The sequence below is a fragment of the Echinicola soli genome (genome assembly GCF_006575665.1).
In the GTDB taxonomy this organism is placed as follows: domain Bacteria; phylum Bacteroidota; class Bacteroidia; order Cytophagales; family Cyclobacteriaceae; genus Echinicola; species Echinicola soli.
Window position 1 is genome coordinate 1307604 of the sequence record NZ_CP041253.1, and the last position, 25553, is coordinate 1333156.

17 protein-coding genes are annotated in these 25553 nt (G+C 46.8%); 13 read left to right on the forward strand and 4 right to left on the reverse strand.

Features of this window, described 5'->3' with window-relative positions; translation table 11 throughout:
• Positions 1-176: 176 nt before the first annotated feature.
• From FKX85_RS05465 to FKX85_RS05475, 3 genes are all read right to left on the reverse strand, one after another.
• Complete coding sequence (locus FKX85_RS05465; protein WP_141613767.1) at positions 177-941, reverse strand: LytR/AlgR family response regulator transcription factor; 765 nt, start codon at positions 939-941, stop codon at positions 177-179.
• A gap of 27 nt (positions 942-968) precedes the next feature.
• Positions 969-1826, reverse strand: coding sequence for a carboxylating nicotinate-nucleotide diphosphorylase (nadC, locus tag FKX85_RS05470; RefSeq protein WP_141613768.1), 858 nt, complete (start codon positions 1824-1826; stop codon positions 969-971).
• 89 nt (positions 1827-1915) lie between these two features.
• Positions 1916-2320, reverse strand: a complete 405-nt coding sequence (locus FKX85_RS05475) for a DUF4783 domain-containing protein (RefSeq protein ID WP_229239777.1) — start codon at positions 2318-2320, stop codon at positions 1916-1918.
• A 386-nt stretch (positions 2321-2706) separates the two neighbouring features.
• Here FKX85_RS05475 and recF point away from each other — a divergent pair, with 386 nt between their 5' ends.
• Positions 2707-3825 (forward strand): DNA replication/repair protein RecF, encoded by a 1119-nt coding sequence (gene recF, locus FKX85_RS05480; RefSeq protein WP_141613769.1) that lies wholly within the window; start codon positions 2707-2709, stop codon positions 3823-3825.
• 135 nt (positions 3826-3960) lie between these two features.
• Here the strand turns inward: recF and ytxJ are convergent, their stop codons facing one another.
• Entirely contained in the window at positions 3961-4296 is a 336-nt protein-coding gene (ytxJ, locus tag FKX85_RS05485) for a bacillithiol system redox-active protein YtxJ (RefSeq protein WP_141613770.1), read from the reverse strand.
• Positions 4297-5148: 852 nt separating this feature from the next.
• Here ytxJ and FKX85_RS05490 point away from each other — a divergent pair.
• The 12 genes from FKX85_RS05490 to FKX85_RS05545 all read left to right on the forward strand — a co-directional run bounded on the left by FKX85_RS05490 (position 5149) and on the right by FKX85_RS05545 (position 25497).
• The gene (locus tag FKX85_RS05490) at positions 5149-6867 is read left to right on the forward strand and encodes a polysaccharide lyase (RefSeq protein ID WP_229239778.1); all 1719 of its coding nucleotides are present in this window, start codon (positions 5149-5151) and stop codon (positions 6865-6867) included.
• 142 nt (positions 6868-7009) lie between these two features.
• Complete coding sequence (locus tag FKX85_RS05495; protein WP_229239779.1) at positions 7010-7672, forward strand: DUF3826 domain-containing protein; 663 nt, start codon at positions 7010-7012, stop codon at positions 7670-7672.
• A gap of 7 nt (positions 7673-7679) precedes the next feature.
• Positions 7680-10835 (forward strand): DUF6298 domain-containing protein, encoded by a 3156-nt coding sequence (locus FKX85_RS05500; protein ID WP_229239780.1) that lies wholly within the window; start codon positions 7680-7682, stop codon positions 10833-10835.
• A gap of 283 nt (positions 10836-11118) precedes the next feature.
• The gene (locus FKX85_RS05505; RefSeq protein ID WP_141613771.1) at positions 11119-12546 is read left to right on the forward strand and encodes a glycoside hydrolase family 140 protein; all 1428 of its coding nucleotides are present in this window, start codon (positions 11119-11121) and stop codon (positions 12544-12546) included.
• 171 nt (positions 12547-12717) lie between these two features.
• Positions 12718-14298 (forward strand): glycoside hydrolase family 28 protein, encoded by a 1581-nt coding sequence (locus FKX85_RS05510; protein ID WP_141613772.1) that lies wholly within the window; start codon positions 12718-12720, stop codon positions 14296-14298.
• A 657-nt stretch (positions 14299-14955) separates the two neighbouring features.
• Positions 14956-15900 (forward strand): glycoside hydrolase family 43 protein, encoded by a 945-nt coding sequence (locus FKX85_RS05515; RefSeq protein WP_229239781.1) that lies wholly within the window; start codon positions 14956-14958, stop codon positions 15898-15900.
• The gene (locus FKX85_RS05520) at positions 15897-17990 is read left to right on the forward strand and encodes an exo-alpha-sialidase (protein WP_229239782.1); all 2094 of its coding nucleotides are present in this window, start codon (positions 15897-15899) and stop codon (positions 17988-17990) included. The genes FKX85_RS05515 and FKX85_RS05520 overlap by 4 nt, the downstream gene beginning before the upstream one ends.
• 230 nt (positions 17991-18220) lie before the next feature.
• A complete protein-coding gene (locus FKX85_RS05525) occupies positions 18221-21010 on the forward strand; it encodes a glycoside hydrolase family 78 protein (RefSeq protein WP_141613773.1) in 2790 nt (929 codons plus the stop codon).
• 464 nt (positions 21011-21474) lie between these two features.
• A complete protein-coding gene (locus tag FKX85_RS05530; RefSeq protein ID WP_141613774.1) occupies positions 21475-22371 on the forward strand; it encodes a dihydrodipicolinate synthase family protein in 897 nt (298 codons plus the stop codon).
• A 153-nt stretch (positions 22372-22524) separates the two neighbouring features.
• Complete coding sequence (locus FKX85_RS05535; RefSeq protein ID WP_141613775.1) at positions 22525-24105, forward strand: sodium:solute symporter; 1581 nt, start codon at positions 22525-22527, stop codon at positions 24103-24105.
• Between the two features lie 36 nt (positions 24106-24141).
• Entirely contained in the window at positions 24142-24330 is a 189-nt protein-coding gene (locus FKX85_RS05540) for a hypothetical protein (RefSeq protein WP_141613776.1), read from the forward strand.
• Positions 24331-24351: 21 nt separating this feature from the next.
• Complete coding sequence (locus FKX85_RS05545; RefSeq protein ID WP_141613777.1) at positions 24352-25497, forward strand: iron-containing alcohol dehydrogenase; 1146 nt, start codon at positions 24352-24354, stop codon at positions 25495-25497.
• Positions 25498-25553 lie beyond the last annotated feature (56 nt).

Consider the following 25553-nt stretch of genomic DNA (forward strand, 5'->3'; position numbering starts at 1 on the left):
AGCAATAGGAATGCGTGCTCCATCATAAAAAAATCAGCGCAAATCTTATTAATCTGCGCCATCTGCGTGCTATCGGAACCAACCCTAATCCCCCATCAACTTTTTCACATGACCCTCTATCAACTACGTCGGGGCAGCCGAAGCCATAAGCCGAACTCCCATTTATTCCCTCATTACTACTGGCTTACCCATTTCTTAAACTTACTTACCTTTTCACGACTGACGATGATATCATCGTTATAGGCGACTTTAGGCGTGATTTTCAGCCGGCTATTTACGTGTTTTTTTATAGCCCCGATAGCTTTTACATTTAGGATGATACTGCGATTGACCCTGAAAAATCGGCTGGGGTCTAGCTGCTCTTCCAGGTCCATCAACTTATTGCTCATAAGGTAATACTCGCCGCTTACCATCTCCACCAAGTAGGTTTGGCCCCCTTCTGCCAAGAAAAATGCGACATCTTCCTGGTTCTTTTGGAAGAGTTGTTCTCCTGATTTTACTAGGAAACGTGTTTTCTGGGATGAGCCAGTTTCAGTTGGCTTTGCTTTTTCTTCGCCAGGATTAGCTTTGGGATAGAGTAATTTGAATTTTTCAAATGTCTTGGTCAAGCGCTCATCAGAGCAATTTTCATTGATAAAATCAAGGCAATTGAGCGCAAAAGCTTTTTCGGTCACAAAAGGTTTGGCAGAGGTAAACACGATGGGGATAAACTTATTCATTTTATCAAAAACAGAAGGATGCAGATCGGTAAGCTCATAACTCCCCAAAATCACGTCTGCATTGTTTCCATCCCTGAGGTATTGGATGGCATCATCCCATGAGGGCAAAACTGCCACTGTCTTGGCTTCTATACATGCTTGGTGAATTTGGTGGCTAAGTCGGTAACCCTCATCAGGCTTATGTACGACCAGACACTGAATAAATTGCTTTTCGACTTTCATGGTGTTTTAGTAGTTTCCAGAAAAATATCAATCAGCCTTAAGGCTGATATCCATGCTTTTGACGTGGTGGGTAAGTGCACCTACAGAAATATAGTTCACGCCACATTCAGCGACATCCTTGAGTGTTTCTTCGGTAATACCGCCGGATGCTTCCGTAAGCATTTGGCCCCCGATAAGGGTGACGGCTTCTCGCATCATGTCATAGCGCATATTATCCAGCATGATGACATCTACCCCTCCTACTCTTAAAACTTCTTTTACCTCCTCAAGGTTTCTTGTCTCTACTTCGATTTTAAGATCCAGCAAGTTTTCTTTAAGATAGCTTTTGGTCGCTGTGATAGCAGCTTCAATGCCGCCCGCAAAATCGATATGGTTATCCTTGAGCATGACCATATCATACAATGCAAAACGGTGGTTTTCTCCTCCTCCAATGGCCACTGCCCACTTCTCAAGCATCCGGAAGTTTGGCGTGGTCTTTCTGGTATCCAATAACTTGGCATTGGTATGGGAAATAAGCTTGGTCAATCGGTGGGTCTTGGTGGCAATACCGCTCATTCGCTGCATACAATTCAACACCAGTCTTTCGGTGGTGAGTATGGAAGCTGCTTTGCCCATGACCTTAAGGCCAATGTCCCCTTTCTTTACTTCTTGCCCATCTTCCAAGAGGAGTTGCACTTCCAGTTCCTTGTCGTAAGAATGAAAAATCAGCTCAGCCAATTCCAGACCGGCAATGATTCCGTTTTCCTTAATGAATAATTGAGCGCTGCCTTCTTTGTCTTTGGGAATCGCGGCAAGGGTAGAATGATCTCCTTCCCCAACGTCTTCCCTAAAGGCAGACTGGATAAATGCTTCCAGATTTTCCCGTGTTAAGTAGTTTTCTTTCACACCGTAAAAATAAGAAAATTCGAGAAAGGGAGGCCTTTAACGGGAACAACTTCCCAGCTATTTAGTAGAAATATGGTGATGAGAGGACATTACTCCTTGGTAATGTCCAGAGAGTAGATGGAACAGCCGTCGCTATCTTTTTTACATTTGATCAGGATGCGGAATTTTGTGCCAGTACTATCATAGGTGCCAATAAAATATTCTATCTGGTTACCGGAAGTTCCCCGATGCACAATATCAAAGTCGCTAGGTGTGAACTTCTTGAAGAAATCCCGCATGACCAATTCTGCCTGATTCTTGGAGTAATCTCCCTCGTTTCCATTGATACTTAATTCTACATTTCTATCAAAAAAAGCCGCCAGATCCTTACTGGAACCTGCTTTAATGGAAATGGCAATTTCCTTGGAATCGTCGTGCTGCGCCCAAGCTGATGACCCCAAAAAGATCATCCCAACTACAAGTAGACAGAAGGTTTTTGATATTAGTTGTTTCATTATAAGAGTGAAAGAATCAAATTCTGAGCCAAAGTGTGTGATGGTAGGTGAACATGCTTAAACTAAGCAAAAAAAAGTAAATTTTACTTAAAATTGAAAGAATAAGCTTATAAATGAAGTACTAAAATCCAGCTAACATCAAAGGGCTTTTCTTCACGGCACAATGTCCCGGCCTCATGATTAGATGCGTAACCTTCTGTATTACAGTAGGGTTAATCGATTGGGAAAGTACTGGTAAACCTATCAAAAGAGCTTGGAGCTTTAGAAATACTGGCTTGTCGGCATGGGTTTTTAGCTACTCAGCATTTACACTCATAAAAAGAAATACTTTCATAAAACACGCTTCTCCTTACATTTGTACTGATAAGTAAAATAAAAAGCCTCCTATGCACTTAAAAAGCCTCCAGCTAATCCAATTCAAAAATTATGAAAAGGCCCTGGTAGCTTTTAGCCCTGAAATAAACTGTTTCCTTGGCATCAATGGAAGTGGAAAAACCAATATGCTAGATGCCATTCATTACCTGTCCCTGACCAAAAGTGCCTTTAACCCTGTGGATATCCAGAATGTCCGGCACGACCAAGCTTTCTTTTCGATGAAGGGGGATTTTGACAAGGCGGGAAAATCAGTGGAAATCCAGTGCATCCTGGAAGCCAAAAAGAAGAAGCAAGTCCTTAACAATGGTAAAGCTTACGATAAAATGAGTGAGCACATTGGGCTTTTGCCGGTGGTGTTGATTGCGCCGGATGATACCTCCCTTATCAAGGAAGGAAGTGAGGAGCGGCGAAAATTCTTTGACACCTTACTGTCACAGCTTGACAAAAATTACCTTGGCAAGCTGGTGCGGTATCAGCATTTTCTGAAGCAGCGAAATGCCCTGATCAAGAAGTTTGTGGAACAGAATAGGATGGACAAAAGTCTACTGGAGCCCTATGACCTGGAACTGATCCAGCTTTCAAAATGGCTTTATCAGGAGCGAGAAGCCTTTATTGATCGCTTTAAGCCCTATCTCCTTCACCATTATGCGGAGATTTCAGGAAAACGGGAGACCGTAGAGATCCGTTATGAAAGCCAATGCCAGAAAACGGATTTTGAAGCGCACTTTTACAGTTGTCTCCAGCGGGACCTGATCCTGAAGCGGACCAATGCGGGAATTCACAAAGATGACTTTGTCTTTGAAATCGATGGCTATCCGCTCAAAAAATTTGGTTCCCAAGGCCAGCAGAAGTCCTTTTTGATCGCGCTAAAGCTTGCCCAGTTTCAGATTTTTAAGGAAGAAACGGGTACCAAGCCCTTGCTGCTTTTGGATGACATCTTTGATAAGTTGGATGATTTCCGCATAGGTAAAATGATGGAATTGGTGGCCCATCATGAATTCGGGCAGTTATTTATCACAGACGCCCGTCCTGAGCGCACCAAAAAGATCATGCAGGATATCAAAGCTGATATTGCTTATTTCCATATTGAGGAAGGCGACATCAAGCGAGAAGGGGATTCCCCTACATGATTTGTTATTTATGGTATTACCAACTTCTCGCTCCGCCACGTGGAGGCCCGAATCCTCTACGGCCAGACCGGCCTCCATCCTCAGGTTTTTTGAATTTCCCAATGATATAGGTAAAGGTAACCAGCCTTAAAACACTTAAACCATATCGATAATATCTTGGTAATTGATGCCCATGTGGCTGCTGTCATAATAAGCCATGCCGTCTTTAAGAAGGATCACCTGGGGGGACTCATGATCCACCGCAAACTCCTGGGCGATGGCATTGGAGATCTCCCTGTAGCTCAGTAGGTCAAGTATGTATGGACGGACTTTTGCGAAGTCTTCTTCTTTCCAATTGCGCTGAAGCCGGTTCCAGGCCATTCCACTGATACTGCAGCTGGTAGAGTGCTTGAAGATCAGCACCGGTTGGTTTTTGCTTTCTTCTTTGATTTTTTGGATTTGCTCGAGGTGATCAATTGCTTTCCAGGTCATAGTTTCTTTTCGTTTGGTCTGTAACAAGCAAAAAGCTCATTTTGTTTCGAAGATAAGGGAAAAATGGTTACGATTTGATTTTCAGGCTGGACAAGGTGGAAGTAGCTAGATGTAAGTATCAAGTAGTGAGACATGAGTACGGATGTTCCTCTCCGCCGTGACGGGGGAGGTTAGGTGGGGTAGATCGGAGAAAAGAGCAAAGAGAAAAATGCAGATAGCAAAAACATAAGGTTGAGTCGGGAGGCTCAGTCTTTGTGCTCCCGTGTCAGAGACGGCGGGACAACGCTAAGACGCGGTTGTGCTGGTTCTCTGCCCCTGTACTAAGAAACATTGAGTCCCTGCCTGGGCACGGCCCCGTCATAACCAATAATGGGTAAAGGCTTGGGAAGGTTTGAAAGGAATTGGTCAAAACTTTCATCTAGGGAAAGACCAATTGTTACTATGTTTGACAATGAAATCTAATAATTAATCCGGTCAACTATAATCAGGGAAGTACAATCGCCTTATTGCGTGCAATTGAGGTACATCGAGATCACTTCGTTTCGCCGTGATGAGGGGGGACTGATTTATAGGACAGCCTCATTAAAGAAAACATTGATGGTTTAATCCAATCAATTTTATCGCTCCATCTTCATGCTCCCAATATCCCTTTTCAGGTAGATAATATCCCCATTCAGGCGCAATGTGGGCTTTTTAGCAGGATAGTTCAGGAAGGTTTCGCTACCTTATTAAGTAACTTTACATAAGCAATTTAAGGAATTCCTACAGTATCGCCGGCTTTCTTTGGCTTGCAATATTAACAATCGGCATCGCTTTGTTAAGCTACTGCTCTAAACCTAAAATTAACTGAACATGTTGGCTATGAAAAAGTCATTTTGGCAAAAAAGCTTGATCATGATGGGTGTATCGGCACTATTGGGCATGGAAGCATTTGCCCAATACCCTGAAATCCCACCGGCCATGCAGTCCAAAACCGATTCCATGATGGCCTTGGAAGAAGCAAGGCTGGAGAAGGTGTGGGACGAAATCTACCCTACCATCCAAAAAGAAGCCACAGAAGGCAGGCCTTACATGCGCTGGGCTTCTTATCCCAAGGACTTTGTGAAAGCAGCTATTCCTGCCTTTCCTGGAGCTGAAGGTGGCGGTGCCTATACCCCTGGAGGACGAGGAGGGAAGATCTTCGTCGTGACCAGTTTGGCAGATAGTGGCCCGGGAACCCTCCGGGAAGCCTGTGAGGCTGGCGGTGCCAGGACCATCGTATTTAATGTAGCTGGTATCATCCAACTGAAAAAAGCCATCAGCATCAGGGCTCCTTATGTTACTATTGCTGGGCAGACAGCTCCTGGAGATGGAATTTGTGTGGCTGGTGAGACCTTTGCAGTGGATACACATGATGTGATCATCCGGCACATGAGGTTCCGAAGAGGGGCTACTGACGTGACGCGCAGAGACGATGCGCTGAGCGGTGATCCCATGGGCAATGTCATCATTGACCATTGTTCGGTGAGCTGGGGTCTGGATGAAAATATCTCCATGTACCGCAATATGTTTACGGCCAATGAAAATTCTGATCGAAAGAAATTGCCCGCGGCAAATATTACCATCCAAAATACCATTTCATCCGAAGGACTGGATACCTATAACCACGCTTTTGGCAGCACCATTGGTGGACTGAACAGCACCTTTATCCGAAACCTATGGGCCAATAACATTTCCCGAAACCCATCAGTAGGAATGTATGGAGATTTCACCTTTGTGAATAATGTGCTCTTCAACTGGTGGAACCGATCCGTGGATGGCGGCGATTATCGGTCCCTTTTCAATATCATCAATAACTACTACAAGCCGGGGCCGATGACTCCCGAAGACAAACCCATCCGCTATCGGATCATCAAACCAGAGTCCGGCTATTTGGATCCCAAGACCTTTGGCAGGGCTTATGTGGAAGGAAACTTCGTAGAGGGTAATCCAAAGGTGACCGCTGACAACTGGGACGGTGGCGTGCAGCCGGGAGATCTTAGTCCTGAAGAAAGGGAAAAGCATTTTGCTTATATGCGCCAATCCAAGCCATTCGAAATGGCACCGCTAAACATCATGTCGGCCAAAGAAGCTTATGATTTTGTATTGGACAATGCCGGAGCTGTTTTGCCCAAGCGGGATGCGGTGGATCAGCGGATCGTAAAGACCGTCAAAAGCGGTAAAATCAATGCACCGAAAGGGAAAGAAATGGAAATCGGAACGGAATTTATCAACAGAAGATTGCCAAAGGATTCGTACAAAAAGGGAATTATTGTCCATCCTGACCAAGTGGGCGGTTATCCAGATTACCAAGGCCAGCCATATCAGGAAACCGATGGTGACGGTATCCCGGATGCTTGGGAAGAAAAACATGGTCTCGATCCCAATGATCCGTCAGACGCCATTAAAGACCTCAACGGAGATGGCTATACCAACCTCGAGAAATACCTCAATGGTATAGACCCGACCAAAAAAGTAGATTGGACCAACTGGGAAAACAACCACGATACCTTGCTGGAAGTGGCGAAGAAAGGCGGACTCTTGCAGGATTAAGATGTTAGTCGCTAGATTTTAGATAGGAGGCGTGAGATATGAGTATTGAGACTTGAGTAGAACAATAACTAAACTTTATACCCTTGGAGGGCACATTTTGACGATCAAGAAATCCCTCCTGAAGAAAAAGCAAAATAAACCAATGATGAAAACGAACATAAAATCACTCCTGTTTGCAGCCATGATGATGATGGGCCTGGCGCAATTAACGAATGCCCAGGGCTTTGATCCGGAATATGTGAAAGTGACCAATGAGCGGGCCAGGAAGATCGTGGATAATATGGACATTTCGGATATTCAAAAAGCCGATAAAGTAACCGATTATATTGCCAAACAATACAGAAACCTCAGCCTGATCCACGACGAGCGCGACAAGCAGATCGATGCGGCCAAGGAAATGTATGATGGTAAGAAGGAGGAAAAGAAAATCAATAAAGCTGAAAAGAAAGCCAACAAGTCCATGGCCAAACTGCACAAAAAGTACCTTGCACAGCTTTCTTCTGAATTGACTGCTGAGCAAGTGGATCAAGTAAAGGATGGTATGACCTACGGAGTGGCTCCAAACACATATAAAGTGTACCAAGAGATGTTGCCCGACCTTACGCAAGAGCAAAAGGACAAGATATGGAACTGGTTGGCAGAGGCCAGGGAACATGCGATGGATGCAGGATCTTCCCATGCCAAGCATGCTTGGTTTGGCAAATACAAAGGAAAGATCACCAACTACCTCTCAGATTTAGGCTATGACCTCAAGCAGGCTGAAAAGGACATGTTTGAGCGCCAAAAAGCCGCTAATAATCAATAAGCTAAAGGTGAAACAGTTTTATAGCAATAATATAAGCTTGATAGGTATCCAAAATTCTGGGAGAAGGTTCTTCCAGAATTTTGTGGTACTTGGCCTTTTGGTATGTTGGTCTTCGCAGCTTATGGCAAGGCAGGACGAAAACCCAATTGGCCACCAAGATGGAAAACTTCATTATCAGAAAGATGAACATGGCAACAGGCTACTGGATTTTTCCTATTGCGGGTTTATGGCCAGTGAGGAAGCAATTCCCACGGTGCCCGTTAAAGTAGTGGTTTCACCTGTCGAGGGAGATGCTACTGCCCATATACAAGCGGCGATAGATTATGTTGGAGGGCTTTCTGCAGATGGAAATGGCTTTAGAGGAGCTGTTTTGCTGGGATCAGGAACCTATAGGGTCGCTGGACAGCTTCAGTTTTCACAATCCGGTGTAGTGCTCAGGGGAAGTGGCCAGGGAGAAACGATCTTGCTCGGTACAGGCAAAACCCGTGAAACCCTTGTTCGCATACTGGGAAAGGATGATCGCAAATTTGGCGATACACTGAACATCACTGAAGATTTCGTTCCTGTCAATGCCCAGGAAGTAACGGTAGATGGAAAAATCTCAGCAGGTACCAACGTCATGGTGGTGCGTCCGTCCACACAAGCGTGGATCGATGAGCTTGAAATGAAGGAATTCGGTGGGGAGACAGGATGGATAGGTTGGAAACCCGGTGGACATAACCAATATTGGGACAGAACAGTCACAAAAAATGCCAATGGAAAAGTTACGCTGGATGTACCCTTGACGAATGCTATCGACCAAGAATATGGAGGAGGATATGTGCTGGATTATCAATGGGCAGGGAGAATAGAAAATGTGGGAATCGAGAACCTTTCCATGCAGTCCACCTATGATCAGTCTAACCCAAAAGATGAAGACCACCGGTGGTCGGCCATCTCAATGGAAAACGTGCAGGACGCATGGGTGCGACAAGTGGAGTTTAAGCATTTTGCTGGATCAGCCGTGGCGGTTTTTAAGACTGGCAGAAGAATCACCGTGGAAGATTGCCGTTCTTTGGCACCTGTTTCCGAAGTAGCTGGCGAGCGCCGAAACACCTTTTTTACCGAAGGACAACAGACACTTTTTCAGCGGTGCTATTCGGAATATGGTTACCACGATTTCAGCACCGGGTTGGCCACTGCGGGTCCCAATGCCTTTGTGCAGTGCAAGGCCTACTTGCCCCATAGCTTTAGCGGTGCCCAGCAAGGATGGGCTTCGGGTGTATTGTTTGATATTGTGAGGGTTGACGGCCAGGCCCTTGTTTTTGCGAACCGCATGCAAGAAGGGCGTGGCGCCGGATGGACGGCTGCCAACAGTGTCTTCTGGCAGTGCGATGCGGCCGAAATCCGAAATTACAGCCCGCCTACTGCGCAAAATTGGGCCTTTGGCGCTTGGGCGCAGTTTGAGGGAAATGGCCAGTGGATTGAAACCAATAACCACGTTAAGCCCCGCAGCCTTTACTATGCACAGTTGGAAGATCGATTGGGCAGTTTGCCTTTGGATCCTTTCTTGATGCCTGTGGGATCCGAACCGACCAGTAGTCCCACAGTGGAGCAGGCAGCAGAGATGACCATTTTGGCAAGGGAACCTTTATTGACCATGGAAGAATGGATTAGTCAGGCTCCTGAAAGAAATCCCATCGACACCAAGGCTTCGCAAGCAAAGACCATTTCCAATTTAAAAATTGATATAGAAAAAGCAGATAAAACTACTGCTCCCCGTGTGGCGATAAAGAATGGAAAACTGACCTGGAAAGGCCAGCTTTTGACGGGTCAGACCCAATCCGTCCAGTGGTGGCGGGGAAGCTTGCGCCCGCGCGACGTGGAGCGGGCACGTCCGCATGTGACGCGTTTTGTGCCAGGAAGGTATGGGGAAGGCTATACCGATTTGATTCCCGAGGTAGTGGCTACCATGAAAGCTGAAGGCAGTGTGGCCCTTGACCATAATTATGGGCTTTGGTACGACCGAAGAAGGGATGATCATGAGCGTGTCAGGAGACTTGATCCGGATGTATGGCCGCCGTTTTACGAACAGCCCTTTGCCCGAAGTGGCCAAGGAGAAGCCTGGGACAGGTTGAGCAAATACGACTTGACCAAGTACAGTTATTTTTATTGGAATAGATTGGATCGGTTTGCTGACCTGGCAGAGCAGGAAGGTATTTTACTGATGCACCAAAATTACTTCCAGCACAACATCTTGGAGGCAGGAGCCCACTGGGCAGACGCTCCTTGGCGAGCAGCCAATAATATCAATGATACCGGCTTTCCAGAACCCCCTCCCTATGCTGGCGATAAGCGAATCTTTATGGATGAGTATTTCTATGATGTAGACCATCCAAAGCGTAGGGAGTTGCACCGGAAATTTATACGACAGTGTTTGAGCAATTTTGCTGATAACAGCAATGTACTGCAGTTTACCAGTGCCGAATACACAGGGCCATTGCACTTCACGCAATTCTGGTTTGATGTGATCGGTGAGTGGGAGGCTGAGACAGAAAACGATGCCCTGATCGCACTGAGTGCGACCAAGGATGTGCAGGATTCCATTTTAGCTGATCCGGTAAGGAGCAAATTGGTGGACGTGATCGATATTCGTTACTGGCATCCGTCAGAGGAAGGTGATTACATTCCTTTGGGAGGGAAGCACATGGCTCCTCGTCAGCATGCGCGAAAAATGAAGCAAGGGAAAGAAACTCCTGGAGCTATTTACGAAGGAATCCGGAGGTATCGCGAAAAATTCCCCGAAAAAGCAGTAATCTACTCCACACCCGCAGGCAGTCGGATGGGCTGGGCAGTGCTTTTTGCCGGAGGCTCATTGCCCAATTTACCAGAAGTGGATGATCCCGATTGGAAGGAGAGTCTGAGTACAATGCAATTCAAAAATGAGGATGATGATAATTGGTGGATGCAAAATGAGGAAGGAGAAGTGTTGATTTATCTACCGCACAGTAATTCAGTTAATACCATAAAAGAATTTGGCATCCAGTGGCCAGAAAACGGTGATGCATTGGTCATCCATGCAGCTTCTGGACGGATTATCAAAAGCATACGGGTTAAGGAACCAAGTGGAGGGCAAGCAATCGAAGCGGATGGCCCTTTGGTGATTTGGGTAAAAATGCAGTAGAAGTAAAAGGGATATACTATTCTCAAAACCCGCTGTCTCTGACGCGGGATTTGTTGAAGATACCAGCGTTGTCCTGTTGTCCCGTCGACTGTACCGCGGGACTTGCTAAAGTTGAGTCTTAGACTCAATTTTCATGGTGCAGGGGCAAAGCCCCTGCACAACTATATCGGGAATTTACAGTCCCCTAGAAACGAAATTAGTAAAGAAGCTGCTGCCATGAGAGCATGAAGCAACTTGCATAACCTATAAACATTACAACCTTTCAACAAATAACCAATCAAGAATGAAACTCAACATAACACTGGGCATCGCAGCCTTTGTAGTTGGCACTTTACTAGGCTGCCAAAGTAATAAAACCGAAACACAGACTGCCGTAAAACCGGCAGAGGCTCCAAAGGGCCTGCCCTTCTTGAAAGTTTCCGATAATAAACGCTATTTCGTCACCACCAGTGGCGAGCCTTTTTTTTGGTTGGGGGATACCGGATGGCTGTTGTTCAATAAGCTGAAAAGGGAAGAAGCTTTACAGTATTTTGAAGACCGAAAAGAAAAAGGCTATAATGTCGTTCAGGTGATGACCCTGCATACCCTTGGTGCCGTGAATGCCTATGGCGACAGTGCACTTGTCAACCAAAATGTGGCCACACCATTGACGCAACCCGGAAGCGATTTTGCAGATTCTGCGGCCTATGATTTTTGGGATCACATTGATTACTTGGTGAGAGAAGCGGAGAAAAAGGGCATCTACATGGCCATGGTTCCCGTTTGGGGTTCCAATGTCAAGGATGGCGGCGTGACCGTGGAGGAGGCCAGGAAATATGCCAAGTTCCTAACGCTCCGCTACAAAGACCGTCCCAATGTCATCTGGCTCAATGGAGGCGACACCTTTGGCAATGAATATACTGATGTGTGGAATGCGATTGGTGAGACCTTGGATAAAAATGACAAAAACCACCTGATCACTTTCCACCCAAGGGGGAGAATGCAGTCTTCAGATTGGTTTGCCGATGCGGCATGGATGGACTTTCACATGTTTCAGTCCGGCCACCGTCGGTACGATCAGGACGATACAGAAAGGGCCTATGGTGAGGACAATTGGAAATATGTTCAGGCAGATTATAGACTTGATCGTAAAATGCCCACAGTGGACGGAGAGCCTTCGTACGAAGGGATTCCGGAAGGGCTTCATGATCCTGAAGAAGGATTTTGGGATGCTGATGCAGTAAGAAGATATGCGTACTGGGCAGTATTTTCTGGTGCAGCAGGCCACACCTATGGCCACAGTGCTGTCATGCAGATGCACCGTCCAGAAGATGGTGAAGTGGGTGCTTATGGCAATACCAAACAATGGACAGATGCGCTCAATGATCCCGGTGCCAAGCAGATGCACTACCTAAAAGACCTGATCCTGCAATTCCCTTACCTGGAGCGTATACCTGACCAATCCCTGATTGCCAATCAAGGTGAAAGACACGACCATTTGGCTGCCACTAGAGGCGAAAAGTATGCCCTCATCTATACCTATACCGGCAGACCTATTCAAGTAAACATGGAGGTGATTAGGGGAGAAAAAGCCACGGCCAGCTGGTTTAATCCCCGAGATGGTAAAATGAATGAAATCGGTGAGGTGGATGCCAAAGGTGTGAAGGAATTCAAACCGGACGGGAAGGTGCAGGATGGCAACGACTGGGTCTTGGTGTTAAATTACGAATGAAGTAGGCAGTCTACAATAGTGAGTATTGAGACCGTTTGTTATTGCCGGGTCTCTGCCCCGGCAATAACAAACTTTGAGTCTCTGACTTAATGCAAGCACTGTTCCTGATTTGTAATCAGGAACTCACGATAATGGGGATTACAAATCCCCTATCATGTATCAAAATAACCTATGAAAAAGTACATCACGTTATTGTTTATTATAAGCCTTTTTGCTTTTAGCCATACCTTGACGGCTGCCAATTCCGGCTGGACCAATATTTTGGAAGTGGGCGGAAACAATGAAGGGAAGCTTTGTACAGAAGCGATCCAACATGCCATCGACAAGGCTGCTGAGGCGGGTGGTGGAACCCTTTATTTCCCGGCAGGTGATTACCTTACGGGAGCCATTCACATGAAAAGTAATACCACTCTTCACTTGGATGCGGGAGCAGTGTTGCGGTTTTCCACCAATTTTGACCATTATCTGCCTTTTGTGCAGATGCGCTGGGAAGGTACCGTGATGAATAATTTTTCGCCGCTGATCTATGCGTATGAGGCAGAGAACATCACCATTACAGGCCGTGGAAAGATAGATGGCCAGGGCAAAGACTGGTGGATGGAAATGTACCGCATCCACGAGGCAGATCCCGAAACCCTCAAGGAGAGCAAGTACCAAAAGATGTGGACAGAGGCCAATGTGGGACTGGAAACTACTCCCAATTACCAAAAGACCATGCGGCTGAAGTTTTTCAGGCCACCATTGATCCAGCCTTTCCGCTGTAAAAATGTACGCATTGAAGGGGTAACTATTGTGAATTCACCTTTTTGGACGGTAAATCCAGCTTTTTGTGACAATGTCACTGTCACGGGGGTTACCATCGAAAACCCGCCTTCCCCCAATACCGACGGCATCAACCCTACCTCCTGTCGCAATGTACACATCTCTGACTGCCATATCAGCGTGGGTGATGACTGTATCACGATCAAGTCCGGAAGGGATATCGATGGCCGAAAATGGGACACCCCGACCGAAAATGTCACCATCACCAATTGCACTATGCTCAGCGGGCATGGTGGTGTGGTGATCGGAAGTGAGATTTCCGGCAGTATCCGGAAAGTGACGATCTCCAATTGTGTCTTTGATGGCACCGACAGGGGGATCCGGCTGAAAGCGGCCAGAGGACGTGGCGGCGTGGTAGAAGAAATTAGGGTGGACAATGTGGTCATGAAGGACATTCAGCTGGAAGCCATTGTGATGAACCTTTTTTATGATAAAGACACCAAGGAAGGACCGGTAACGGAAGAAACGCCCGCTTTCCGCAACATTCATATTTCCAATGTCACAGGAAGCGAAGTAAATGTAGCGGGAAAAATACTCGGTATCCCAGAGATGCCTATTGATCAGATCACTTTCTCTAACATCAATATGGAGGCAAAAGAAGGAATTTCCATCCATACTGCTACCAATGTAGAGCTGCATGATGTGCAAATCACCACCGAGATGGGGCCTTCCGTAAGTGTGGAGGAGACGGAAGGCATTATATTGGACAATATCAAAAGCCGCCAGCCCCATGCAGACCGACCTGTGATCGAAATGACCAATGTCAGCAATGCCTTGGTGACCAATAATTTCCCAATGGCCAGCACCCCTAACTTCCTGAAGGTGCTGGGGGAAAAGAGCATGGACATCTTTATCCAAAACAACCAATGGAGCAATGTGGAGGAGCCGGTGATAAAGGGGAATGAGGTGAAAGGAGTACCAAGCCAATAGACGCTAGACATTAGATTTGAGATACAACGGTGTTGGATGATCCAAGAGGGGCAAAAGCCGCCGCTGCGGAGAGGAAGTTCGGAAGCCTTGTGAGGTGGTTTCTGTCTATAAAGCCGTGTCTGGTTCCATAGACGGCAGAGGCATGTCGAACATCAGAAGACGGATGGACGGCGAAGTACTTGGCAATGAAGTGGAAACATGTACTGATAACCTCGAAGGGGTGTTATTATCTTAGCCATGGGTGAAGCCCTCGGTAATAAAAAGGCAAAGCATTAGGGCATTAGCTGCACGGATCGTCCTAGGGTCATCTTCTTTCCGCTAATGCCCATGGATGGTTAATAAAAACAACAAAAGAAAAGTAGCCTTTTAACCTCAGTTCGATTATAAAACCGTCATCGCGAACGGAGTGAAGCGATCCCGTATCTGAAAACGAGATTGCCGCGTCGCAAGCTCCTCGCAATGACGTTTTTGATGCTAATTATGAGTCGAACTCAGGTTTTTACTGTTTGGGATTTCACCCTAGGACGAACGCTCAGGGCAGACATCCCAAACAAGAATAATGGAGATTTTTAATCCCAGTATGATTTAAAGAACGCCCTGAGGGTTCTTGTACGAGAATCAAGAACCCTTAAAAATTTAGATTTAACGAAGAAATACATGAAGAAAAGACTTAAAAATAAATGGTGGGTTATTGGGTTAATATTGACTGGAATCTGCTTTCTGAGCTGTCAGTCAGAAAAGGAATATTACATATTTACCTCCTTTAGGGAGCCTGCTGACAAAGGGCTTTATTTGGCTTACAGTGAAGATGGGTATCATTGGGAAAGTCTGGGCGGTCCCTTCCTTCCACCAAAGGCAGGCAAAAGTAAGATCATGCGCGACCCTTCTGTGGTCAGAGGGCCGGAGGGGACGTATCACATGGTGTGGACCACCGATTGGAAGGGCGGTAATGGCTTTGGTTATGCCAGCACCAATGATTTTATCGATTGGTCGGAGCAGAAATTCATCCCCGCCATGTCCCATGAACCAGAGGTGGTCAATGTCTGGGCACCGGAGATTTTTTATGATGACGAAGAAGATCGCTACATCATCATTTGGGCATCCACGATCCCTTTCCGCTATGAAAAGGGCGAGGAGGAAGAGCGTAACAATCACCGGATGTACTATACCACCACCAAGGACTTTGAGGAATTTACACCTACCAAGCTCTTTTTGGAGCCTGGATTCAGCGTGATTGATGCGGTGATCGTGAAGCGAAAGAAAGATGATTATGTCTTGGTGTTGAAGGACAATACCCGGCCCAATAGGAATATTCAAGTCGCCTTTGGCAATTCCCCTTTAGGCCCATGGGAGGATTACTCAGCACCTTTTTCTGACTTCCTTACCGAAGGTCCTACCGTCCTGAAAGAAGGGGAGAAATGGCTGATTTACTTTGACAGCTATGGGGCCAAAACCTATCAGGCCGTCAGCACCGTTGATTTCAAGACCTTTACCGGTATTGATGACCAGATCAGCTTGCCCGAAGGACATAAACACGGCACCATCAGCACGGTTTCCAAAGAGGTGCTGGAAAATCTAAAAGCCAACGCGAAAACGAAATGAAGATAGTAAAGAGTATGAAGATAGAAGTACGAGGTACGAAGTATAAAGGACGAAGGCCAGGAAATGCTGAATTTCCATGCTTCCCAGACGGCATTGCGAGGAGGACGGTAGGACGACGTGGCAATCTCCAATTAAAAGGCTTAGCTAGCAAACTGTTCCGGATGTCTGTCCAGGGCCTTTCCGAAGGAATGAAGCCGTTCAGGATTTGTAATCCTCCGTTGTCCCGTCGGCTGTGCCGCGTGACGGTGAAGTTCGAGCCTTTGGCCCTTCTCTCCATTTTTCTTTGCCTTCTATTCATCACCTCAGCCCAGGTATTCGCCCAGGACACGCTCCATTACAGTGGCAGTACACTCTCCAGGGTGGATTATCACCATGGGCAGCTGAAGCCGGCCATCGGCGTGCACGCCGTCCAGACCATGCGTGCCAATAGGGAACAGCCTGACAAAGGGGATGGCTTTGGCTGGACCTACAACCACGCTCCAATGATCGCCTATTGGAACGGTAAATTTTATATGGAATACCTGAGCGACCCGGTTGGTGAGCACATTGCTCCGAGCCAGACCCTTCTGCAGGTTTCGGAAGATGGCCATGACTGGACAATGCCAGAGGTGATTTTTCCGCCCTATCGTATTCCTGATGGAACGACCAAGGAGGACCACGATGGGGTGGCAAAAGACCTGGATGCAGTAATGCACCAACGAATGGGTTTTTATGTAGCAGATAATGGTAAATTTTTGGCACTGGCCTATTATGGCATTGCCATGGATGCCCACGATGGGCCGAATGACGGCAACGGTATTGGCCGCGTAGTAAGAGAGATCAATCAGGATGGGAGTTTTGGACCGATCCATTTTATCCGGTATAATCAGGGCTGGAATGAAGAAAATACCGATTACCCTTTCTTTAAGTCGAGTAAGGATAAGGACTTTATCAACGCCTGTGAGGAATTGCTCAGCAAACCGCTGATGATGCAGCAGTGGGTGGAAGAAGCAGACAGGGATGATCCATTGATTCCACTGAAGAAACAATATAAAGCATTTAGTTACTATCATCTCCCTGATGGCAGGGTGGTAGGACTTTGGAAACATGCCCTCACCAGCATCAGCCATGATGGCGGAGAGTCCTGGGAGTATAACCCATTGAGAGCCCCTGGCGTCGTAAATGGTAATGCCAAAATTTGGGGACAACGTACATCTGATGGCGCTTATGTCACAGTTTATAACCCTTCCGAATACCGGTGGCCCTTGGCGGTGTCCACCAGCAAAGACGGAATTGACTATACTGATTTGCTGCTTGTGCATGGAGAGATCACCTCCATGCGGTATGGGGGAAACTATAAATCTTATGGGCCCCAATACGTTCGGGGGATCTTGGAAGGAAACGGTACTCCTCCGGATGGTGAAATGTGGCTGACCTATAGTGTGAACAAGGAGGATATCTGGGTAGCTTCAGTACCCACACCCATTACCGCAGAGGCCGCAGGTCATGCCAATGAAGTTTTTGACCAGCTGTCTGCCGGCGAAGAATTGAGGCTTTGGAATACCTACAGCCCCCAATGGGCTAAAACGGAAATAGCGGCAATGGATGGTAAAAAGTACCTGACTTTCCGGGATAAAGATCCCTTTGATTATGGCAAAGCACAGCGTATTGTTCCGACCAGTAAGGAAATGCATGTGGAATTTACCGTAATCCCGGGACAAAATGATCATGGCAAATTCCAGATCGAAATCCAAGATGGTAAAGGCCGTCCCGGAGTGGAGCTGATCTTTGATGAAGACGGGCGCTTCAAAACGCGGGCAGGTTACCGCATGAATACACTGACCGAATATGAAAAAGGAGAAAGTTACCGTGTAGAGCTGGACCTGAATACTGAAACGCGTTTTTATCAAATCAAGGTAAACGGCAAAGAAAAAGGGCCAAAGCTCTTTTTTGCACCCTTGGATGCCATGGAACGGGTGGTGTTCAGGACAGGTACCCAGCGGTACTTCCCCAATGCAGAAACACCGACCGATCAGGATTATGACCTGGACAATGCCGGAGACGAAGATCCGGAAGCGGTGTTCTATTTGGAGTCGTTAGTGACGTATTAAGCGTTTAATTGGAACGCAGATGATGCTAATTTGGTGGATTACGCAGGTTTATTGAGTTTTCGCCGCGGCGAATCGGAAAAACAATGATGGCCATACATCAGGGCTAGGAGAAACGGAATCAGTGGAGATCAGCCCAATTTATCTCGCCTGCATTCCATAAAAGAAAAGTTACCAGAAATAATAAAAAATTGAAAATAAGTACGAAACATACCCAACGGTCCATCTTTAGTATGGGATTACTATCTTTTCTGATAGCGGCCGTGCTGCTATTTGGTTGTGAGGCAGGGCCTAAAGGCACCCTTCTTCAGGTCACCCGATCCACTACGGAACTGGACTTAAATCCCATGAACATCAAAAAGATGGCTCCACGATTTGGTTGGGAGCTGGCTTCAATGGAGAACGGTGCACACCAAACGGCCTATCAGGTGGTCGTCTCCCATTCAGCCAGTGATGAAGAAGGATCTGTAGTTTGGGATAGCGGAAAGGTCACCAGTGATCAGAGCCAGTTTGTCACTTACCAAGGTGGTCCACTGATCAATGGTGAACGGTACTTTTGGAAGGTGAAAGTTTGGAATGAAGAAGGTATCGCTTCGGATTGGAGTGATTTGGCTTTTTTTGAGATGGCGCCATATGAGTTGGAAAAAGAGGCCCAATGGATTGGAGCCATCACCCGGGCAGAAAGTGGATTGCCAGCGGGTAGAAATTACCATGAGCCTGACATGCGCCGAGAGGAAAACAAGGAAAAATGGCGTAAGGTGAAGCCTTTGGCAAAGCAGAGTATCCAGCTGCGAAAGGATTTCAAAGTTGATAAAGCGATCGAAAATGCCACCGTATATATCAGTGGGCTTGGTCACTATGAGTTATCCCTCAATGGGGAAAAAGTAGGCAAAAGCGAATTTGCACCGCTGTGGTCAGACTATGATAAAACCGTTTATTATAATACCTACGACGTTACCGAGCTGCTCGAAAATGGTAACCATGTCATCGGCGTGCTGCTGGGCAATGGCATGTATAATGTTTCTGGTGACCGTTACGCCAAATTCCTGATCAGTTTTGGCCCTCCTACGCTCTTTTTCCATATGAAAATTACTTATGCTGATGGTCGGGAGCAACTGATTTCATCTGACGATTCCTGGAAGTGGTCAGCAAGTCCAATTACATTTAATTGTGTTTTTGGCGGAGAAGATTATGATGCCAACTTGGAGCAGGAAGGCTGGAACAAGCCTGGCTTTGATGATCAAGGCTGGAAGCCAGTAGTGCTACAGCAATCCCCAAAAGGAAAACTCCGTCCCCAACAGGCAGCTCCCGTGCTTATCCAGGAACAATATGGCGTCAAGGGGATCACCGAACCTGAAGCAAACACCTATGTTATGGACATGGGACAAAATTTGGCTGGTTTTCCTTCCATCAAAGTGAAAGGTGAAAAGGGACAGAAAGTAAAACTGGTCGTCGGTGAGCATATCAAAGAGAATGGCCTGGTGGGCCAAGGGCGTACAGGTGGGCCACATTACTACGAGTACACACTCAAAGGCGATGGAGAGGAATCCTGGCAGCCGAGGTTTAGTTATTATGGATACCAATACGTCCAGGTGGAGAATGTCAATTTGCCTGGCCAGGAGCAGCAGGAAGGAAGGCCCACTATTACAGAAATCAATTCCAATTTCATTTACAATGATGCCAAAGAAGAAGGAACATTTGAAAGTTCCAATGAAATCTTCAATAAGGCGCACTGGTTGATCAATAATGCCATCAAAAGTAATATGCAAAGCGTATTCACCGACTGCCCGCACCGGGAAAAGCTGGGCTGGCTGGAAGAAACCCACCTGAACGGACCCGGACTCTTTTACAATTATGATCTTAGCCAACTGGTGCCAAAAGTGATGCAGGACATAGCGGATGCCCAGCGGGAAAACGGCCTGGTGCCGAATATCGCCCCTGAATATGTGGTCTTTGGTGGTGACTTTACCGATTCTCCTGAATGGGGAGTGGCTGCGGTGGTGCTGCCGTGGATGTACTACGATTATTATGGGGACAGCTCCTTGATCCGTGAGTACTATCCGGTGATGAAAAAGTATATAGACTATCTAGGGACTACGGCTGATAACCACATTGTTTCCCATGGATTGGGTGATTGGTATGACTATGGTGAACATGCGGCAGGTTATTCCAAAAACAGCCCGATCGCACTTTCGGCGACTTCCCATTATTATTTTGGGGTGAAATTGCTTAAGAAGGCAGCACTGATGCTCCAAAAGGGGGTGGATTACCGCGAATATAGTCGACTGGAGGAAGCAGTCAAAGAGGCCTTTAACGAAGAATTCTTCGATCCTGAAACCAATCAATATGGCACGGGCAGCCAGTTCTCGAATGCGGTGCCGTTGTTCTTGGACATGGTAGATGCTTCCAGCCGGGAAGCGGTGCTGGAAAATTTGGTAGAGGACATTAAAGCGAAGGGTTATCGCTTGACCACGGGAGATGTGGGCAATCGGTATTTGTATCAGACATTGGCCAGGAACGGGCTGAATGAGGTGATGTATAAAATGCAAAATCATTATGACACGCCCGGTTATGGTTTTCAGATCAAATTTGGGCTGACTACACTCACTGAGCAGTGGGATCCCCGCAAGGGCAACAGCTGGAACCACTTTATGATGGGCCAGATAGAAGAGTGGTTTTATCGGGATTTGGCAGGCATCCAGCCAGATCCTGCCCAGCCAGGCTTTAAACACTTCTTCCTAAAACCACAGCTGGTGGGAGATATGACCTTTGTGAAGGCGACCTATGAAAGTATTTATGGTACCATTGCCTCGGAATGGAACAAGGAAGAAGACAAGGTCCAATTCCTTTTTGACATCCCCGCAAATACAAGCGCTACAGCAGTACTTCCAGTGGCCAAAACAGCGGAGGTATTTATCAATGGAAGCAAGGCTGAAAATACCAAAACAGTTAGTAAAGCGGAACATCCCTCTCACCCGGCATATACCTTGGGTTCGGGAAAATATAGTATAGAAGTGAAGTGATAGTATTGAGACTTGAGACAATAGACATGAGTATTGAGATGTGAGACTTGAGATTCCTCCCCGCCGTGGAGGGGGTAGATTGGAGCAAAGAGCAAAGTAAAAATGCAGATAGCAAAAATATAAGGTTGAGTCGGGAGACACAGTCTTTGTGCTCTTGCGTCAGAGACGGTGGGACAACGCTAAGCTCATTACTGCCAATTTCGAGACATTGGAATAACAGAGAGGCGCTCTAAGTTACCCAAGTTGGTGAGTTATAAGTTCCCTTCTCGAAATGCAGGGGCATAGCCAAGGCTGGTTAACAAATCGTCCCCGATAGTATCGGGGCAGGCTATTGTGAATGTGGCGATATCCGAATGAAGCAATCTCAAGTTCCAAAGAGTGGATGGCTTCTTCCCTCTGGTCATCACAATGAATGGATCATTGGGGATCAATTCCCTGATATCAAAATGCAGAAATAAAAAAAAATGAAAAAGCAATATCAAGGCGTGGTGGTGCCGATGGTGACACCACTGACAGCAAGTAGAGAGATTGATAGAGGGGCAGTGGCCAAGATTATGGAGGAGTTTGCCAAAAATGACATCTCGCCTCTAGTACTTGGGACTACCGGTGAATCAGCTTCTTTTTCTGAGAAGGAAAGCCTCGAGATGATTAAGGCAACCGTGGCATCCAAAGCGGCCCACCAGCAGGTATATGCAGGCGTGGTTAGCAACTTGGTAGAAGAGCAACATCGCAGAGGAAGCCAATTCCTAGAGCACGGTGTAGATGCGATCGTGGCCACCTTGCCGGCCTATTACATCCTTTCTGATGACCAGATGAAGTGGCATTTCGAAAGCCTGGCCGATCACCTGAATGGGCCGCTGCTGATGTACAATATCAAGGCAACGACGCAAATGTCCATTCCCCTCTCTGTGGTGGAGGAAATGAGCCATCATCCACATATTTGGGGATTGAAGGATTCTGAAAGGGACATTTCCAGGATGCATGCGGCGATCGACCAATACCAAGACAGGGAGGATTTTTCCTTTTTTTGTGGTTGGGGTGCCCAGTCTGCCAACAGTCTCAGGACAGGGGCAGATGGTATTGTACCGAGTACTGGTAATATTGTGCCTGAAATGTACAAGGCCTTATATGTAGCCGCAATGGAAGGGGATGAGGAAAAGGCTTTACACTATCAGGAATTGACCGATGAGGTAGCCAAAATCTACCAAGGAGGAAGAAGCCTTGGTACCTCATTAGCGGCATTGAAAGTACTCCTACAGCAGAAAGGATGGTGCCAGGCTTATATGAAACCACCACTGACCGAACTGACCAATAGTGAAGCTGAAATGCTGATCGGCCACTGGAATGAAATGATGAATTAGAAATTAAGAATGAGGAATCAGAAATGATGGATTAACCGGTGCCGCTGAGGCGAGGCCACCTTTAAACATTCTAATATTTTAACCATTAAACCTTAAATAACCACCCTTCGACTACGCTCAGGGCTCGGATAACCAATAACCCAATAACCAAATATGGATACTTCACTACATTGGATAGATTACTTGCTGATCATTGCCTCAATTTTGGGGACGATTTATATGGGGATCTATTTTTCCAAACGACAAAAGAGCAGCGAGGATTATTTTGCTGGAGGAGGAGGAATTCCTTCTTGGGCCATTGGCATGTCCATTTTTGCTACGCTGATCAGTAGTGTGACTTTTCTGGCCTATCCCAGTGCAGCCTATAAATCCAACTGGATTTTGCTCGTGCAGGGACTGATGGTTCCCATTGTGCTGGTATGCATGATCTGGGTGATCGTTCCACTTTTCAGGAGAGTTATTGGACTGAGTACCTATGAGTATTTTGAAAAACGCTTTGGTTTCTTTGCCCGCTTGTACAGCTCATTGGCCTTTGTCCTGACCCACTTTTCGAAGATGGGAACCGTGCTTTACCTTGTGAGCTTGGCACTGAGCAGCATGATGGATGTCAATATCTTTATAGTCATCGGGGTGCTTACCTTTGTGATCATCATTTTGACCTTGTTAGGGGGAATTGAAGCGGTGATCTGGATGGACGTAATTCAGGGTTTTTTGCTGATCGGTGGTGGGTTATTTTGTTTGGGACTGTTGCTTTGGGTACCTGAAGGTGGTCCGCAGCGGGTGATGGAAGAAGCCATCAACATGAATAAAATCGGCTTTGGGCCATATGATTTTGACTTTACACAGCTCACCTTTATTGTAATGGTGGTCAATGGGATTTTTTATGCCATCCAAAAGTACGGTACCGATCAGACTATTGTGCAGCGTTATCTCACCGCCAGAAATGACCGTGAAGCCAAGAAAGCCGCATATATGGGAGTGTTTTTAAGCGTACCGGTATGGACGCTGTTTATGTTGATCGGCTCCTTGTTGTTTGTGTTTTATCAGGTTTCAGGTTCCGTCCTTCCAGAGGGCACAACGGTGGATGCGGTGTTCCCTTATTTTATTATGACCGAATTGCCGCCTGGTGTTACCGGATTGGTATTGGCGGCCTTGGCGGCGGCGGCGATTTCCAGCTTGGATTCAGACATGAACTGCCTGGCGGCAGTAGGCGTGGAAGATTACTACAAACGTTTTAATCCCAACTGCAACACTCACGAAAAACTTAAAGTAGGGCGTATCCTGGTCCTGATTGCTGGATTGGCGGCGGCTTTTGTGGCGGTGCTGTATGTGCTTTGGCAGGGAGAAGGAGTATTGGGGGCGGTTTTTGGGCTGTACGCCATTTTTTCGGCGGGAATCGTAGGGATATTTCTTCTGGGTCTTTTTAGCCGAAAGGCAAATAAAGAAGGACTCTATGTGGGGATCGTTGCGTGTATCTTATTTACCGCATATGCCTTGCTCACTTCCACTCCGATAGGCTTTGGCGGTAGTGAAAAGACGTTGCTGTTGGATTTTGGCAGGTTCAATTTTGCGCAGCACAAATACATGCTGGGTGTATACAGCCATTTGATTGTCTTAATCGTGGGTTATGTCGCAAGCTTGTTCTTCAAAAGACCACCGGCAGACGAAAACCTCACGGTTTATGGATATTTCAAACAGAAGAAGGAAATAGAAAGGGTGAAGGAGGTAGTCTGATGTCGGCTGGATAGGACACAGATACCGCAGATGTTTATGATCGTCGCAGATATCAGTTCAGACATTCAGGAAGGTTTTGCTAACTCAGCAGTAGCTGTCCGTCCGAGGCAAGCCAGCCTTCCAAACCAGTGGCTTCGGCTCCGCTCAGTCAGCGGAGCCGAAGCCAAGCTCGAAATGACAGAAACGGACGACTCCAGACTAGTGACCATAAATGAAAACAATTAACAAAAACCAATAACGAAAAAAATGAGGGCGATAACTTTATTACAACCCCAAAAGCTGGTGTTTGGAGCGGGTTCCTTTTCCCGCTTTGTAGAGGACACCATCGCTGCCAGTTACAAACGGATTTGGATATTGGTGGCCAAGCCGCTAATGGATACCCTGAACGGCGGGCTACAAGAGATGAAGCATGCAGGCCTGGAAGTAGAAGTGGCCATTTATGATGCAGGAGAGCCCACATTTAGCCTTTATGAAGAATTTTTACAGCAAGTGAAGGGCTTCGATCCGGACACAGTAGTTGGAATTGGTGGAGGAAGTGTCCTTGACCTGGCCAAACTTTTGGCAGCGATGCAGGACAGTACTGGGCAGTTATCTGATTTTGTTGGTATAAATTTGTTAAAAAGGAGAAACACGCATATGGTGTGTATCCCTACCACTTCGGGAACCGGGAGTGAAGTTTCCCCGAATGCCATTTTGCTGGATGAGGAGACGCTGGAGAAGAAGGGCATTATCAGCCCCTGCCTTGTGCCGGACGCCACATATATCGACCCAGTGTTGACGATAGGGCTTCCTGCAAAGATTACGGCAGAAACGGGAATTGATGCACTTTCGCATTGTATTGAAGCATTTACCAATAAGTTCAGCCATCCACTGGTGGACGAATATGCCCTGCGGGGAATTGCCTTGATCGGGCAAAACCTCCACCGGGCCTTTGAAGCTCCGGATGACTTGGACGCACGATCGGCAGTGGCGCTAGGAAGTATGTACGGAGGGTTATGTCTGGGACCAGTGAATACGGCAGCAGTACATGCACTTTCCTATCCCCTTGGCGGAAAGTATCACGTACCTCACGGACTTGCCAATGCCGTGCTCCTACCGGAAGTAATGGCTTATAATCTTTCTTCCAATGTTCAGAAACACGAGCAGATCGCTTTGGCAGTGGGAGCAGCAAGGGGTAAGTCACCTGAGGAGACCGCCAAAAATGGCGTGGAGAAAGTCAAAGACCTGGTGAGGCTTTGCGAAATTCCTCAAAACCTCACTATACTGGGTGTCCAGAAGGAAGATGTCTCTGAATTGACCGGCTTGGCCATGAAAGTGACCCGCTTGCTTCAGAATAACCCCAGAGAGGTGACCTTCGCCGATGCCGAGGAGATTTACTGCCGCTTGTTTTAGACTGACATAACAGTATCAAGTACCAAGAACGTAACAAGGAATAGGATAGATTTAAG

Coding starts and splice junctions, on each gene's coding strand:
- FKX85_RS05465 (WP_141613767.1), bottom strand. CDS start 941: ATGAAAGTCGAAAAGCAATTTATTCAGTGTCTGGTCGTACATAAGCCT.
- FKX85_RS05475 (WP_229239777.1), bottom strand. CDS start 2,320: ATGAAACAACTAATATCAAAAACCTTCTGTCTACTTGTAGTTGGGATG.
- recF (WP_141613769.1), top strand. CDS start 2,707: ATGCACTTAAAAAGCCTCCAGCTAATCCAATTCAAAAATTATGAAAAG.
- ytxJ (WP_141613770.1), bottom strand. CDS start 4,296: ATGACCTGGAAAGCAATTGATCACCTCGAGCAAATCCAAAAAATCAAA.
- FKX85_RS05490 (WP_229239778.1), top strand. CDS start 5,149: ATGTTGGCTATGAAAAAGTCATTTTGGCAAAAAAGCTTGATCATGATG.
- FKX85_RS05495 (WP_229239779.1), top strand. CDS start 7,010: ATGATGAAAACGAACATAAAATCACTCCTGTTTGCAGCCATGATGATG.
- FKX85_RS05505 (WP_141613771.1), top strand. CDS start 11,119: ATGAAACTCAACATAACACTGGGCATCGCAGCCTTTGTAGTTGGCACT.
- FKX85_RS05510 (WP_141613772.1), top strand. CDS start 12,718: ATGAAAAAGTACATCACGTTATTGTTTATTATAAGCCTTTTTGCTTTT.
- FKX85_RS05515 (WP_229239781.1), top strand. CDS start 14,956: ATGAAGAAAAGACTTAAAAATAAATGGTGGGTTATTGGGTTAATATTG.
- FKX85_RS05520 (WP_229239782.1), top strand. CDS start 15,897: ATGAAGATAGTAAAGAGTATGAAGATAGAAGTACGAGGTACGAAGTAT.
- FKX85_RS05525 (WP_141613773.1), top strand. CDS start 18,221: ATGGGATTACTATCTTTTCTGATAGCGGCCGTGCTGCTATTTGGTTGT.
- FKX85_RS05530 (WP_141613774.1), top strand. CDS start 21,475: ATGAAAAAGCAATATCAAGGCGTGGTGGTGCCGATGGTGACACCACTG.
- FKX85_RS05535 (WP_141613775.1), top strand. CDS start 22,525: ATGGATACTTCACTACATTGGATAGATTACTTGCTGATCATTGCCTCA.
- FKX85_RS05540 (WP_141613776.1), top strand. CDS start 24,142: ATGATCGTCGCAGATATCAGTTCAGACATTCAGGAAGGTTTTGCTAAC.
- FKX85_RS05545 (WP_141613777.1), top strand. CDS start 24,352: ATGAGGGCGATAACTTTATTACAACCCCAAAAGCTGGTGTTTGGAGCG.